13 protein-coding genes are annotated in these 14,095 nt (G+C 63.3%); 5 read left to right on the top strand and 8 right to left on the bottom strand.

All coding sequences use genetic code 11. The features are described from left to right. Positions 1–77: 77 nt before the first annotated feature. Positions 78–545 (top strand): GNAT family N-acetyltransferase, encoded by a 468-nt coding sequence (locus G6N78_RS14505; RefSeq protein WP_165219627.1) that lies wholly within the window; start codon positions 78–80, stop codon positions 543–545. A gap of 21 nt (positions 546–566) precedes the next feature. On the opposite strand, the gene G6N78_RS14500 is transcribed toward G6N78_RS14505, so the two are convergent. Further along, positions 567–1,676 carry an AI-2E family transporter gene (locus G6N78_RS14500; protein ID WP_165221833.1) on the bottom strand — a complete coding sequence of 370 codons (1,110 nt, stop codon included), beginning with the start codon at positions 1,674–1,676 and terminating at the stop codon, positions 567–569. Positions 1,677–1,960: 284 nt separating this feature from the next. Beyond that, positions 1,961–4,015: a DNA topoisomerase IV subunit B gene (parE, locus tag G6N78_RS14495; RefSeq protein ID WP_165219625.1), complete on the bottom strand. Its 2,055-nt coding sequence runs from the start codon at positions 4,013–4,015 to the stop codon at positions 1,961–1,963. Positions 4,016–4,225: 210 nt separating this feature from the next. On the opposite strand from parE, the gene G6N78_RS14490 reads away from it, so the two are divergent. The 4 genes from G6N78_RS14490 to pyrG all read left to right on the top strand — a co-directional run bounded on the left by G6N78_RS14490 (position 4,226) and on the right by pyrG (position 8,310). After that, a complete protein-coding gene (locus tag G6N78_RS14490; RefSeq protein ID WP_165219623.1) occupies positions 4,226–5,110 on the top strand; it encodes an alpha/beta hydrolase in 885 nt (294 codons plus the stop codon). A 148-nt stretch (positions 5,111–5,258) separates the two neighbouring features. After that, positions 5,259–6,029: a triose-phosphate isomerase gene (gene tpiA / locus G6N78_RS14485; protein WP_165219621.1), complete on the top strand. Its 771-nt coding sequence runs from the start codon at positions 5,259–5,261 to the stop codon at positions 6,027–6,029. A 117-nt stretch (positions 6,030–6,146) separates the two neighbouring features. Continuing rightward, positions 6,147–6,545 carry a preprotein translocase subunit SecG gene (gene secG, locus G6N78_RS14480; protein ID WP_165219619.1) on the top strand — a complete coding sequence of 133 codons (399 nt, stop codon included), beginning with the start codon at positions 6,147–6,149 and terminating at the stop codon, positions 6,543–6,545. Positions 6,546–6,681: 136 nt separating this feature from the next. Continuing rightward, positions 6,682–8,310 carry a CTP synthase gene (gene pyrG / locus G6N78_RS14475; protein WP_165219617.1) on the top strand — a complete coding sequence of 543 codons (1,629 nt, stop codon included), beginning with the start codon at positions 6,682–6,684 and terminating at the stop codon, positions 8,308–8,310. Between the two features lie 38 nt (positions 8,311–8,348). Here pyrG and G6N78_RS14470 read toward each other — a convergent pair whose 3' ends face one another. From G6N78_RS14470 to trpD, 6 genes are all read right to left on the bottom strand, one after another. Beyond that, positions 8,349–8,921, bottom strand: a complete 573-nt coding sequence (locus tag G6N78_RS14470; RefSeq protein WP_165219615.1) for an NADPH-dependent FMN reductase — start codon at positions 8,919–8,921, stop codon at positions 8,349–8,351. A gap of 67 nt (positions 8,922–8,988) precedes the next feature. Next, positions 8,989–10,443: a cryptochrome/photolyase family protein gene (locus tag G6N78_RS14465; RefSeq protein WP_165219613.1), complete on the bottom strand. Its 1,455-nt coding sequence runs from the start codon at positions 10,441–10,443 to the stop codon at positions 8,989–8,991. Between the two features lie 58 nt (positions 10,444–10,501). Further along, positions 10,502–11,731: a molybdopterin molybdotransferase MoeA gene (locus tag G6N78_RS14460; protein ID WP_165219611.1), complete on the bottom strand. Its 1,230-nt coding sequence runs from the start codon at positions 11,729–11,731 to the stop codon at positions 10,502–10,504. Between the two features lie 11 nt (positions 11,732–11,742). Beyond that, positions 11,743–12,252, bottom strand: coding sequence for a cyclic pyranopterin monophosphate synthase MoaC (moaC, locus tag G6N78_RS14455; protein WP_165221830.1), 510 nt, complete (start codon positions 12,250–12,252; stop codon positions 11,743–11,745). Further along, a complete protein-coding gene (trpC, locus tag G6N78_RS14450; RefSeq protein WP_165219609.1) occupies positions 12,252–13,067 on the bottom strand; it encodes an indole-3-glycerol phosphate synthase TrpC in 816 nt (271 codons plus the stop codon). The genes moaC and trpC overlap by 1 nt, the downstream gene beginning before the upstream one ends. Before the next feature lie 7 nt (positions 13,068–13,074). Then, positions 13,075–14,091: an anthranilate phosphoribosyltransferase gene (trpD, locus tag G6N78_RS14445; RefSeq protein ID WP_165219607.1), complete on the bottom strand. Its 1,017-nt coding sequence runs from the start codon at positions 14,089–14,091 to the stop codon at positions 13,075–13,077. Positions 14,092–14,095 lie beyond the last annotated feature (4 nt).

The raw sequence follows: 14,095 nt of genomic DNA, 5'->3' as shown, positions 1-14,095 counted from the left end.
CAAAGGGCTCATGTTTCACTTAAGGAAACGATCATGACGCCGACAAGGCAAGTGACAAATCAGCAAGGATCAAGATCATGACGGAGACGGTCATCATCCAGCGCGAACCACCGCGTCAAGCCGGGGTCATCCGCCTTCTCGAGCTATCGAACGCCTACGCGGCCTCGCTCTATCCCGCGGAAAGCAACCACATGCTGCCGCTGGAAGAACTGGAGGAACCGGCGGTCTCCTTCTTCGTGGCAAGGCGCGGCGACGAGGTGCTGGGCTGTGCCTCCCTCGTGCAGCACGGGGATGGAACCGCCGAGATCAAGCGGATGTTCGTGGACGAGAAGGCTCGGGGCCTGCGGCTGGGCAAGTGCCTGCTGGAGACCCTGGAAGAGGAGGCCAGGCGCCTTGGCATCGGCGCCATCCGTCTCGAAACCGGCATCTACCAGCCGGAAGCGATCGGCCTTTATCGCACGGCCGGCTATCGCGAGATCGAAGCGTTCGGCACCTACAAGCCCGACCCTTTGAGCCTGTTCATGGAAAAGCGGATGGCGGCGTAACGAGCCGCCTGATCTCTTCCATCAGGCGAGCTTGCGCACCGGCTGGGCGTCGCTTCTCGGACCTTCCGGTTCGACGGCAAGTTCGATTTCGCGCATCCATTCGCGCCAGATGGCGACGAGAAGCGCCATCAGCACAGGGCCGATGAAGAGGCCGAGGAATCCCATGGTCTTGACGCCACCGACCAAGCCGAAAAAGGTCGGCAGGAACGGCAGCTTGATCGGACCGCCGACGAGGCGTGGACGCAAGGTCTTGTCGACGATGAAGAGTTCCACGGAGCCCCAGACGAAGAGCCCGGCGCCGGCGACATAGGATCCGCTGGCAACGAGGTAGATCGACACCAGGGTGAACGACAAGGGCGCTCCTCCGGGGATCAGCGCCATCACGCCCGTCAGCACGCCAAGCGTCACGGGAGAGGGCACGCCGGCGATCCAGTAGGCGATGCCGAGCACGATGCCTTCGCCGATCGCGATCAGGGTCATGCCCGTCACCGTGGAGCTGATGGTGGCCGGAACGACACGCGAGATTCGCTCCCAGCGGCTCGGCAGGATGCGTTCGCCCAGCATGTCGATCTGCCGCGAGAACGCGGCGCCGTCGCGGTAGACGAAGAACAGCGCAATCAGCATGAAGAGCAGGGTCAGCAACAGGTGAAAGGCACCGTCGCCGGCTGCGATGACCGCACGGTAGATGTTGCCGATATTGGCGCCGCTGACGAGTTGCACAAGTTGGCCGATGGCGCCGGGCTCTCCCACGTGCCGGACCCAGAGGGAGCCCAGCCATTCGCCGGCGACCGGCAGACCCATGATCCAGGCCGGCGGCGGCGCACCGTAGCGGTTCACTTCCAGCGCCCAGGCGATCCATTGGCGCATCTCGCCGATCGTATAGGAAATCGCAAAACTGATCGGCACGACGATGAAGGCAACCACGCAGAGGATCGCGATGGTTGCGCCAAGCGTGCTGTTTCCGCCAATGCGGCGCAGAAGATCCCGGTAGAGCGGCCAGCTGGCAAAGCCGATGACGAGAGCCGCCAGAACCGGAACGAGAAAACCGTGGAAGAAGTAGATGCCGGCGAGAACGATGAGAACCAGCAGCCAGCGCGCAGCCGTCAGGGGCGGGATGAGGGCAATCCGCATCGGTGCAACCGGGCCAAGCCAGCGCGGTCCAGCAACATTCTTCTCTTTCTCAGTCACGGTACAATGTCATCCTTATGTCGCGCGCCGGAACGGATTTAAACACATCCAGCAGATAGCGCACGATCGATTAATACATCGACACGGTTCACCGTCTAGCGGCTGACAGGCTTAAAGCAAAGTAAATCGTGTCCGGAGGTCCGAGACTGCAGTGACACTGAAACCATGACGGGAGTATGACGCAGGTCCGCACCGGGCGGACCTGCAGGATGCACACCTTTGCAGCCTCAGATGTCCAGGTTGTCGGCAAATGCCGCGCGGTCCTGGATAAACCGGAAACGCGCATCCGCCTTCGTGCCCATCAGGTTGTCGACGGCTTCGCGCGTCCCCTCGAAATCCACCTCGTCGATCCCGACGCGCAAAAGCGTGCGCTTCTCGGGATCCATCGTGGTTTCCTTGAGCTGCGCCGGCATCATCTCGCCGAGACCCTTGAATCGGCCGATCTCGACCTTCTTGCCCTTGAACACGGTTTCCATCAGCTCGGCGCGATGGATGTCGTCGCGGGCGTAGACGGTCTTGGCGCCCTGGCGGATGACGTAGAGCGGCGGCACGGCGAGGAAGAGGTGGCCGCCGCGGATCAGCTCCGGCATTTCCTGGTAGAAGAAGGTGATCAGCAGCGAGGCGATATGCGCACCGTCCACGTCGGCATCGGTCATGATGATGACGCGCTCGTAGCGCAGGTCTTCCTCGCGGAATTTCGTCCGCGTGCCGCAACCGAGCGCCTGGATCAGGTCGGCGATCTGCTGGTTGGCAGACAGTTTTTCACGGCTGGCGCTGCCGACGTTCAAAATCTTGCCGCGCAGCGGCAGGATCGCCTGGTTCATGCGGTTGCGCGCCTGCTTGGCGGAGCCGCCGGCCGAGTCGCCCTCAACGATGAAGAGCTCCGCACCTTCGGCCGTGTTTTGCGAGCAGTCCGCGAGCTTGCCGGGCAGGCGCAGCTTGCGCACCGCCGTCTTGCGGTTGACTTCCTTTTCCTTGCGGCGGCGCAGGCGCTCTTCCGCCCGCTCGATCACCCAGTCGAGCAGTTTTGCCGCTTCGCCCGGATTGCCGACCAGATAGTGGTCGAAGGGATCGCGCAGCGCATTCTCGACGATCCTCTGGGCTTCCACGGTCGCCAGCTTGTCCTTCGTCTGGCCGACGAATTCCGGCTCGCGGATGAACACCGACAACATACCGACGGCGGAAATCATCACGTCGTCTGTGGTGATATCCTTGGCACGCTTGTTCTGCGTCAGTTCGGCATAGTTCTTCAGCCCCTTCAGGAGCGCGATGCGCAGACCCGCCTCATGCGTGCCGCCTTCCGGGGTCGGGATGGTGTTGCAGTAGGAATGCACCTGCGGATCGCCACCGTACCAGGTGATCGCCCATTCAAGCGCGCCATGGCCGCCGGTCTTTTCCGTCCGGCCCGAGAAGATCTCGCGGGTGACGGTGAATTCCTTGCCGAGCGTCGCCGCCAGATAATCCTTGAGGCCGCCCGGGAAGTGGAAGACCGCCTTTTCAGGGATTTCGCCGCCGGCCGGCACGACACCCGGATCGCAGCTCCAGCGGATTTCCACGCCACCGAACAGATAAGCCTTGGAGCGCGCCATGCGGAAGATGCGGCCCGGCTCGAAGCGGGCATGGTCGCCAAAGATCTGCGGATCGGGATGGAAGCGCACGCGTGTGCCGCGCCGGTTGTGCACATCGCCGAGTTCTTCCAGACCGCCCTGCGGCACGCCGCGTGAAAAACGCTGGCGATAGAGTTTGCGGTTGCGGGCCACCTCGACTTCGAGCACGTCCGACAGCGCATTGACCACCGACACGCCGACGCCGTGCAGACCGCCCGAGGTCTCGTAGGCCTTGCCGTCGAACTTACCGCCCGCATGCAGCTTGGTCATGATGACTTCGAGCGTCGATTTGCCGGGCACCTGGGGGTGGTTTTCGACCGGAATGCCGCGGCCGTTGTCGGTAACGGTCAGGAAGCCCTCGGTATCCAGATGCACCTCGATGAAATTGGCGTGTCCTGCCACCGCCTCGTCCATCGAGTTGTCGATGACTTCGGCAAACAGGTGGTGCAGCGCCTTTTCGTCGGTCCCGCCGATATACATGCCGGGGCGCATGCGCACCGGCTCCAGTCCTTCGAGGACCCGGATCGAGGAGGCGTCGTAGGTGTCAGGCGAAGCGGGCGCCGCGGGTACGGGCTTTTGCGCGGCAGGGGCTTTCGGTCGCGCCTCCGCCGGCGCATCGGAAGCCTTCGGGCTTGCGGCGGGGATGCTGGCAAAGAGGTCGCTTGTATCGTCCATGGGTTCCGTTCTAGTCCGCATGTCGGCCGCGCCGCCGGGGGCCGGGGAGGGAAGGTCCGGCAGCTCTTGGCTATCGAATCGGTTGCGAGTGTGCCAGATATCCGGCTTTTTCGCGATGCCACAGCCGTGGCACCTTGTCATGACAGGATTTGCGCCGCCCCATGCTGCAAGGCAAGGCGGCGCGTCACGGGTAACTGAGCGAAGGGCCGCATGTCCACAGATCATTTCATCGTCCGGGTCTTTCTCGTGGCTGTCAGCCTGATCGTGGCGACCGATGCCGTCGGGCGGGACGGCCCGATCCGCCCCTTCAAGGACGACCTTTTCTCCCGCCAGGGTGTCATCGAATCACGCGACGATGGTGCCTTCCAGATCATCGACTACATCGAGGAACGTGACATCAACGACCGGGACGAAGAGCCCGAACGGCGGGTGAAGTCGCCGTATGTCGATACCCGCGTCAGACGATTCCAGGTCAACGAGACGCTGCAGCTCGCCGGTGCCCGGCTGGATGTGGCACGTGTCGGGCCGGATGAGAACGCCGCCTTTACGGTGATCTTCATTCACGGGCGTGGCGGAGATCGCAGGCTCGGCGTCAACGACCTGACCTTCGGCGGAAACTTCAACCGGCTGAAGAACCTCGCCGTGTTGAACGGCGGCACCTATTACGCACCCTCGATCAAATCCTTCGATCCCAACGGCGCCGCCGATGTGGCAGCTCTGATCCGGCATGTCTTCGAACTGTCGAAAGGCCGGCCGGTCATCCTGGCCTGTGCCTCGATGGGCGGGTTCATCTGCCAGAGCGTGAGCCGCGACAAGGAGGCCGTCCGTTACCTGAAGGGGCTGGTGATGATGGGTGGCCCGCCGGATCCAGGCTTTTTGACAACACCGGCTGCGCGGCTGAAACTGCCGGTCTATCTGGCGCATGGCAGCGCCGACAAGGTATATGCCGCAAGCGACCAGATCGCGCTGTACCAGAAGATGGCGGCAAAGAAATATCCGGTGCAGTTTCGCCTCTATAACACGGGCGGTCATGGAACGCCGATCAGGATGTGCGATTGGCGCGACATTTTGAACTTCATCCTCACGGGGCGGTGAGTTTGCAGGCGGTCTTAACCACGCTTTTGAACCAAAGCGGTGGTTTTCCATACCAATTCGATCGTTTACCGTCTAAGAGGCATGAGAGAAATAGTGTGAGGTGGCAATCTGTTCGAGGATTGCCGGGAGCTGAAGGAAACTAGACGACATGACGCCAGATGTTCGCCCGCTTGTGGCGGGAAACTGGAAGATGAACGGCACGCGCGCGTCGCTCGACCAGATCAAGGCGATCGCCGCCGGCGTGGATGGACCGCTCGCTGCAAAGGTCGAGGCGCTGATCTGCCCGCCGGCCACGCTTCTTTATGTGGCGACGGCCTTGTGCACCGACAGCCCGCTCGCGATCGGCGCGCAGGATTGCCATCAGAACCCGTCGGGCGCGCATACCGGTGATCTGTCCGCCGAGATGATCGCCGACTGCTTCGGCACCTATGTGATCGTCGGACATTCCGAACGCCGCAGCGATCATGCTGAAACCGATCATCTGGTGCGCGCCAAGGCGGAAGCCGCCTATGCCGCGGATCTGACCGCTATCATCTGCATCGGGGAAACGGCAGACGAGCGCAAGGCCGGCCAGACGCTGGATGTGCTGAAGCGACAGCTTGCGGCATCGGTTCCTGACAGCGCTACCGCGGAGAATACCGTCATCGCCTATGAGCCGGTCTGGGCGATCGGTACCGGGCTTACGCCGACCGTCGATGACGTGAAAAAGGCGCATGCCTTCATGCGCGACGAGCTCGTCACGCGCTTCAAGGGCGAAGGCAAGCGCATGCGCATCCTGTATGGCGGCTCGGTGAAACCCAGCAACGCCAAGGAGTTGATGGGTGTTGCGAATGTCGATGGCGCGCTGGTTGGCGGGGCGAGCTTGAAAGCGACGGACTTCCTTGCCATCTATCAGGCTTACGAGGCGCTGACCGCCTAAAACGGCGTGACGCGTTCGATTCTTCTTTTAGCCCTTGGAATGCTGGTCAGGCTCAGGTAAAGAGCCGGCCAGATTTCGTATGTATGCCGCCGGACGGGCGCGCAGGACTGGACTGATATGCAGACCGTATTGATCGTTATCCATCTCATGATCGTGCTGGCCCTTGTCGGCGTGGTGCTTATCCAACGTTCCGAAGGTGGCGGCCTTGGTATTGGCGGCGGCTCCGGTTTCATGTCGGCCCGCGGCACGGCAAACGCCCTGACCCGCACCACGGCGATCCTGGCGACGCTGTTCTTCATCACCTCGCTCGCGCTCGGCATCCTCGCGCGCTACGAAGCCCGCCCGACCGATATTCTCGACCGCATTCCGGCAACCCAGCAGGGAAGCGGCAACGGCATTCTCGACTCGCTCGGCCCGACGCCCGGTCAGCAGGCTCCGGCGAATGGCGCGGCGGCCCCTGGTGCTGCGGCCCCGGCAGCGCCGGCCGATCCCGCAGCCGTTCCGACCGGCCAGTAACGGTCGTCCACCATTCAAACGTCCGGCAGGTGACAAGCCTGCCGGTTTTCTTTTGTCCAGATTTCAACAGCTTTAACCGACCGATGGCAATTTTCGGCTGGTGGAATCGATCGTGAAAAGGTATGCGGTGACTCCCATGGCGCGATATGTATTCATCACTGGCGGCGTGGTTTCCTCTCTTGGCAAGGGAATTGCGGCCGCCGCCCTCGGAGCCCTGCTACAGGCCCGCGGTTACCGGGTCCGGCTCCGTAAGCTCGACCCTTACCTCAACGTCGATCCGGGCACGATGAGCCCGACGCAGCACGGTGAAGTCTTCGTCACCGATGACGGCGCCGAGACGGACCTTGATCTCGGTCACTACGAACGTTTCACGGGGCGTTCGGCCACCAAGACCGACAACATCACCACGGGCCGCATCTACAAGAACATCATCGACAAGGAACGCCGCGGCGACTATCTCGGCGCCACCGTCCAGGTCATTCCGCACGTCACCAACGAGATCAAGGATTTCGTCGTCGAAGGCAATGACGACTACGACTTCGTCATCTGCGAGATCGGCGGCACCGTCGGCGACATCGAGGCGATGCCGTTCGTGGAGGCGATCCGTCAGTTGGGCAACGAACTGCCGCGCGGGTCTGCGGTCTACCTGCACCTGACGCTGATGCCGTATATTCCGGCCGCCGGCGAACTGAAGACCAAGCCAACCCAGCACTCCGTCAAGGAACTGCAGGCGCTTGGCATTGCCCCCGACATCCTGCTGGTGCGCGCCGACCGGGAAATTCCGGAAGCCGAACGCCGCAAGCTCTCGCTGTTCTGCAATGTGCGCCCGTCCGCCGTCATCCAGGCGCTCGATGTCGCCAACATCTACGACGTGCCGATGGCCTACCACAAGGAAGGCCTCGATTCGGAAGTGCTGGCCGCCTTCGGCATCGAACCGGCGCCCAAGCCGCGTCTGGAAGCCTGGGAAGAGGTCTGCAACCGCATCCGGACGCCGGAAGGCGAAGTCACCATCGCGATCGTCGGCAAGTACACGGGCCTCAAGGACGCCTACAAGTCGCTGATCGAGGCTCTGCATCACGGCGGCATCGCCAACCAGGTCAAGGTGAAGCTGGAGTGGATCGAGTCGGAGATTTTCGAAAAGGAAGATCCGGCTCCCTATCTCGAAAAGGTTCACGGCATCCTGGTCCCCGGCGGCTTCGGCGAGCGCGGCGCGCAGGGCAAGATCAATGCGGCAAAGTTCGCCCGTGAGCGTCAGGTGCCGTATTTCGGCATCTGCTTCGGCATGCAGATGGCCGTTCTGGAAGCCGCCCGCAATCTCGCCGGCATCGAGGCAGCATCCTCCACCGAATTCGGTCCCTCGAAGGAGCCGGTCGTCGGTCTGATGACCGAATGGGTGAAGGGCAACGAGTTGCAGAAACGCTCGGCTGCCGGCGACCTTGGCGGCACGATGCGCCTTGGCGCCTACAAGGCGGCGCTGAAGCGCGAAACGAAGATCGCCGACATCTACGGCTCGACGGACATTTCCGAACGTCACCGCCACCGCTACGAGGTGAACGTGGACTACAAGGAACGCCTGGAAAGCTGCGGCCTGGTGTTTTCGGGCATGTCGCCGGACGGCCTCTTGCCGGAAACGATCGAATATCCGGATCATCCCTGGTTCATCGGCGTGCAGTATCATCCGGAACTGAAGAGCAGGCCGCTCGATCCGCATCCGCTTTTTGCAAGCTTCATCGAAGCGGCGCTGGAACAGAGCCGCCTCGTCTGACCCATCGATAACGACAGGATCTAGAAGGCCGGTTGCTCTCAGGAGCGCCCGGCCTTCAGTGTTTTCGTCCACCAGGACAGCTCGTCCAGCATGCCGCCCGCCGCCTTGCCGAGCGCATCGAAGTCGGACAGCTGCTTTTCGCCGTTCATGACCGGGCCGAACTGCTCTCTTGCAATGTGCACCGCATTGCGCAGCGGCGCCATCTGCAGTTCCACGCACACGAGCCGCAACTGTTCGACAGCCCTTGCGCCGCCGACACCGCCATAGGCGACGAAGCTGGCCGGCTTGCGATTCCATTCGGTATAGATGTAGTCCATCGCGTTCTTGAGCACACCGGAATAGCCGTGATTGTATTCCGCAGTGATGAAAACGAAGCCATCCAGGCTGCCGATCTTCGATGCCCATTGCCGCGAGACCGGGTTCTGCGATGGCTGCGAGGCGGGTGAGGCCTTTTCGTTAAAGAAGGGCAGCGGGTAGTCCCGCAGATCGATCAGTTCGACATCCAGGTCGGGCCGCTCGTCGCCGATCGCTTTCAGCCACTGCGCCGGCTTGTCGGCAAAGCGTCCCTCCCGCGTGGTGCTCATGATGATGCCGATCCTGAGGTCCGCCATGATGTGTCTCCGTTCTTGCTGATTGACCTCCTAAGGTATGGCGCAGGACCTGTCCGGCAAGACGGGATCAATCCCGCGGATCGGCTTGCGCGCTCCGGCCCGTCACATGCGCATAGGCGGCAAGCGCCCGGTCCCGGGCGATCCCATGGTCAACGATGGGCCTGGAATAGGTTTTGCCCAGTGTCACGCCGGCCTTCTGCAGCACGTCCGCCGGCGCATCGAACGGCTTGTGGATGTATTTGTTCGGCAGCTTCGCCAGTTCCGGCACGAAGCGACGGACATAGTCGCCGTTCCCGTCGAACTTCTCGCCCTGCAGGATGGGATTGAACACCCGGAAGAAGGGCGAGGCATCGGCGCCCGACCCTGCGACCCATTGCCAGTTGGCCGCATTCGATGCCGGATCGGCATCGAGCAGCGTATCCCGGAACCAGGCTTCCCCCCGCCGCCAGTCGATCATCAGGTCCTTGATCAGGAAGGAGGCGGTGATCATGCGCACGCGGTTGTGCATATACCCGTGCCGCCAGAGCTGGCGCATGCCGGCATCAACAATCGGATAACCGGTCATGCCCTTCGTCCAAGCCTGAAACTGGGCGGCATCGAACCGCCAGGGAAAGGCATCGAAGCGGTCGTTCCAGTTGGCCTCGCCTAGCCTCGGGAACTCCACCAGCAGGTGGTAGGAAAACTCCCGCCAGACGAGTTCTTTGCGGAAATGAATAAGGTCCTCGGTGGCCTGCAGTCCCCGGGTCGCATGCCAGATCCGCGCCGGTGAAATCTCGCCGAAGGCGAGGTGCGGCGACAGCATCGATGTCGCATCCTCGAGCCCCGGCAGGTCGCGATCCTTCTTGTAGGTGGAGATTGCCCGCCTGATGAATGTCTTGAGACGCTGATGGGCGCCGGCTTCGCCCGGCTGCCACAGGGGTTCGAATTCTTTCGCCCAGTTGGGCCGCGTCGGAAGGAGATCCCAGTCGTTCAGGGTCTCGGACGCAGGCCATCGTTTCGGTGAGGGGACGGAGGCCGGTGCGTCCACCGGCTCGCGGGGCTCGCCTTCCTTCTCCAGCGCCCGCCAGAAGGGCGTGTAGACCCGGTAGGTTCCGCCACTGCCGGTCCGCATCGTCTTTGGATCGTGCAGCAGCTGTCCCTTGAACCGTTTAACCTCGATACCTGTGTTGTGGAGTGCTTCCAGAATGTCGGGATCGATCTCGTCACGCTCGTAGAGCCGATTGAGATAGACGGCCCGAGCTCCGGTGTCCTGGGCAAGCTTGGACAGGGTTTCCACCGCTTGCCCGCTGCGCAGGATCAACCGGTTTCCCGCTTCTTGCAGGGCGGTGTCGAGCGCTGCCAGCGAATGATGCAGCCACCATGCCTGCGCGCCGCCGAGCGGACCCACGTTCTCCGTTTGCGGTTCCCGCACATAGACGCAGATGACCGGCGCGCCGCTCTCAACGGCCGCCGTCAGTGCGCCATTGTCGTCCAGCCTCAAATCCTTGCGGAACCAGAGAAGGATCGGGGCTTGATCGGACATGCGGGTCTCCAAATCTTTGAATGCTTACCGCATGTTACGGGCCATGGCCCGTGCCGGATCACAAGCGCGGCGGTCGCAGCAGGAGGAGCGGGCAGGGGGAACCGGCCGGCAGTTCCGGCGCATGCGGTGGCCGCACGATCAGCGCATCCGACTGGGCAAAGATCTTCATCATCGATGAATCCTGTTTGCCGAAGGCTTCCGCCACCAGACGCCCCTGATTGTCACGCGAGAGCGTTGCCCGCAGGTAATCCTGCCGCTGGTCGTTGGCCGACAGCGTCGTGGCGGTCAGCGCCGAAGCGGAGCGGTCGCGGCGTGGGCGCCGGGCGAGTGTTGCAACCAGCGGCTCCAGGAAAAGAAGCCCGCAGACGAGGCTCGCGACCGGATTGCCGGGCAGGCCCAGCACCTGCATCGGGCCCAGCGAACCGACCATCAGCGGTTTTCCCGGCCGCATGGCGATCCGCCAGAAGTCAAGCTCCATGCCCTTCGCCTTCAGGCTGGCCTGGACGAGGTCGTGGTCCCCGACAGAAGCCCCGCCGAGCGTCACGAGGACATCCACCTGCGCCTCGACAGCGCGGCCAATCGCAGCCTCGATCACGGTGCGGTCGTCACCGACGATGCCGAGATCCAGCACCTCGCCGCCGGCCGCTTCGATCAGCGCTGCGACACCAAAGGTGTTGGAGGCGATGATCTGGTCATGACGTGGGAGCCCCCCCGGCGCCACGAGCTCGTCGCCGGTCGCAATCAGCGCGACGCGCGGGCGCCGGAAAACGGATAGCTCGGGATGGTTCATTGCAGCGGCGACGGTGACATGCGCCGCATCCAGAACCGTGCCCGCGGACAAGACGACCTCGCCTTCGGCAAAATCCTGGCCACGCGGGCGGATGTGGCGACCGGCGGTCACGGCAAAGGTGGTGCGGATGCGGTTGTCCTCGAGCTTTTCCGCGTCCTCCTGAATCAGAACGGTGTCGGCGCCTTCCGGCACCGGTGCTCCGGTGAAGATGCGCACGGCTTCACCCTGTCCGACCGTGCCGGAAAAGGCATGGCCGGCCGCCGATTGGCCGATCACCGTCAGCACGGACCCGATCTCCGGCGCATCCTTGGCCCGCAACGCGTAACCGTCCATGGCGGAAGAATTGAAGGGGGGCTGGGTCAGGTGCGCGGCCAGATCCTGTGCCAGAACGCGTCCCGCGGCGCGGCTGAGATCGACCGTCTCCGCCTGATCCACCGGTCGGGCACGCGACAGAAGCCGGCTCAGGGCCTCGGAGACAGGAAGAAGCGCGCCGGCCATGGTGTCATTCCTTATGTGTCAGCCTTGTTCTCGGCCTGGCTGCGGGTCCAATCGCCGGATTTGCCGCCGCTCTTCGCCAGAAGTGCAATGCCGCCGATCTCCATGCCTTTGTCGGCCGCCTTGGCCATGTCGTAGATGGTGAGGCAGGCAACCGAGACAGCGGTCAGCGCCTCCATCTCGACGCCCGTCTTGCCGGTCAGCTTCACCGTCGCTTGGACGCGAAGGCCTGGGAGCGTGGCATCCTCGGTGATCTCGACCGAGACCTTGCTCAGCATCAACGGATGGCAGAGCGGGATCAGGTTGGCGGTCTGCTTCGCCGCCATGATGCCGGCAAGCCGAGCCGTGCCAATCACATCCCCCTTCTTGGCATTGCCGTCGCGGATGAGGGCCAGCGTCTCCGGGCGCATGCGGACGTAACCGGCAGCGGTCGCGACGCGCACGGTCTCCGCCTTGTCCGCCACATCCACCATATGGGCTTCGCCGGAGGCGGAGATATGGGTGAGACGCGCCTCTTCGGCCATCATTCGGCCGCCTGGCTGGAGGCTTCGCCGAAAAGGAGGGCGTGCGTTGCCGCCGTCACGTCATCCTTGCGCATCAGGCTCTCGCCGACGAGGAAGGTGGAGATGCCGCTCGCTTTCAGCCGCAGGCAGTCGGCATGCGTGAAGATACCGCTTTCGCCGACGAGCAGCTTATCCGCGGGCACCATGGAGGCCAGCTTCTCGCTCACCTCCAGGCTCACCTCAAAGGTTCGGAGATTACGGTTGTTGATGCCGACGAGCGGCGAGGCAAGCCTCAGGGCCCGCTCCATTTCTTCGGCGTCATGCACCTCGACCAGCACGTCCATGCCGAGGGCAAAGGCATCCTCTTCCAGGCGTTTTGCCACGTCATCGGAGAGAGAGGCCATAATCAACAGGATGCAGTCCGCGCCCCAGGCACGTGCTTCGTGCACCTGATAGCTGTCGAACATGAAATCTTTGCGCAGCGCCGGCAGTCGGCAGGCATTGCGGGCCGCGATCAGAAACTCCGGCGCGCCTTGAAAACTCGGCGTGTCGGTCAGGACGGAGAGGCAGGCCGCGCCACCGGCCTCATAGGCCTTGGCGAGCGATGGCGGATCGAAATCCGGACGGATCAGGCCCTTGGAGGGGCTCGCCTTCTTGATTTCCGCGATCAGACCGAAATCGCCGGCCTGCTGTTTTGCCTTGAGGGCCTTCAAGAAGCCGCGCGGCGCCTCCTGGTCGGCGGCCATGGCCTTCAGGTCGGCCAACGAGACGCGCGCCTTGGCCGCCTCGATCTCCTGCAGCTTGTAGGCCTCGATCTTTTTCAGGATGTCGCTCATGACCACCTCAGATAGTCTCGTTGGAGACCGCGACAAGGCGGTCGAGCACGGCTGCGGCATTGCCGCTGTCCAGCGACTGGGTGGCGAGGATCATGCCTTCCAGCACATCAGTCGCCTTGCCGGCCACGACCAGCGAGGCGGCGGCATTGCAGAGCGCGATATCGCGATAGGCATTCTTGGCGCCCGACAGCACGTCGCGCAGCGCCTTTGCATTCACCTCACCATCGCCGCCCTTCAGTTCGTCGATCGTCGCCCGCGCCACGCCGAAATCCTCGGGCGTCAGATCGAAGCTGCGGATCGATCCGTTTTCCAGCGCGCAGACATGCGTGACGCCGGTGGTGGTGATTTCGTCCATGCCCTCGCCATGTACCACCCAGATCGTTTCCGATCCAAGATCGCGCATCACCTCCGCAATCGGCTGCAGCCAGCGTGGTGAAAAGACGCCGAGCAACTGGCGTTTCGCCCCGGCCGGATTGGAGAGGGGGCCCAGCAGGTTGAAGATGGTGCGCGTGCCAAGCTCGACGCGGCTCGGCCCCACATGCCGCATGGCGGCGTGGTGCACCTGCGCGAACATGAAGCCGATCCCGGCCTCGTCGACGCAGCGGGCGATCAGGGCCGGCGGAATGTCCAGCTTCACGCCGAGTGCGGTCAGGGCATCCGCCGTGCCGGATTTCGACGAAAGCGCGCGGTTGCCATGCTTGGCCACCTTGACGCCGGCGCCGGCCACGATGATCGAGGCCAGCGTCGAGATGTTATAGGTCCCGAGACCATCGCCCCCCGTGCCGACGATGTCGATCACATCTGCCGGCGCAGGCACCGGCAACATCTTGGCGCGCATGGTGAAGACGGCGCCGGCGATCTCCTCCACCGTTTCGCCCCGCACTCGAAGTGCCATCAGGAAGCCGCCGATCTGCGAAGGCGTCGCTTCCCCCGACATCAGGATGTCGAAGGCGGCACGCGCCTCGTCGCGGGACAGAGCCTCGCCATTCGCCACCTTGGCAATGAAGGGTTTCAGTTCCGGCATAGCT

It is taken from the genome of Allorhizobium pseudoryzae (assembly GCF_011046245.1).
Classification (GTDB): domain Bacteria; phylum Pseudomonadota; class Alphaproteobacteria; order Rhizobiales; family Rhizobiaceae; genus Neorhizobium; species Neorhizobium pseudoryzae.
The sequence above is the reverse complement of the archived record's forward strand: the minus strand, read 5'-3'. Positions and strand labels throughout refer to the sequence as shown.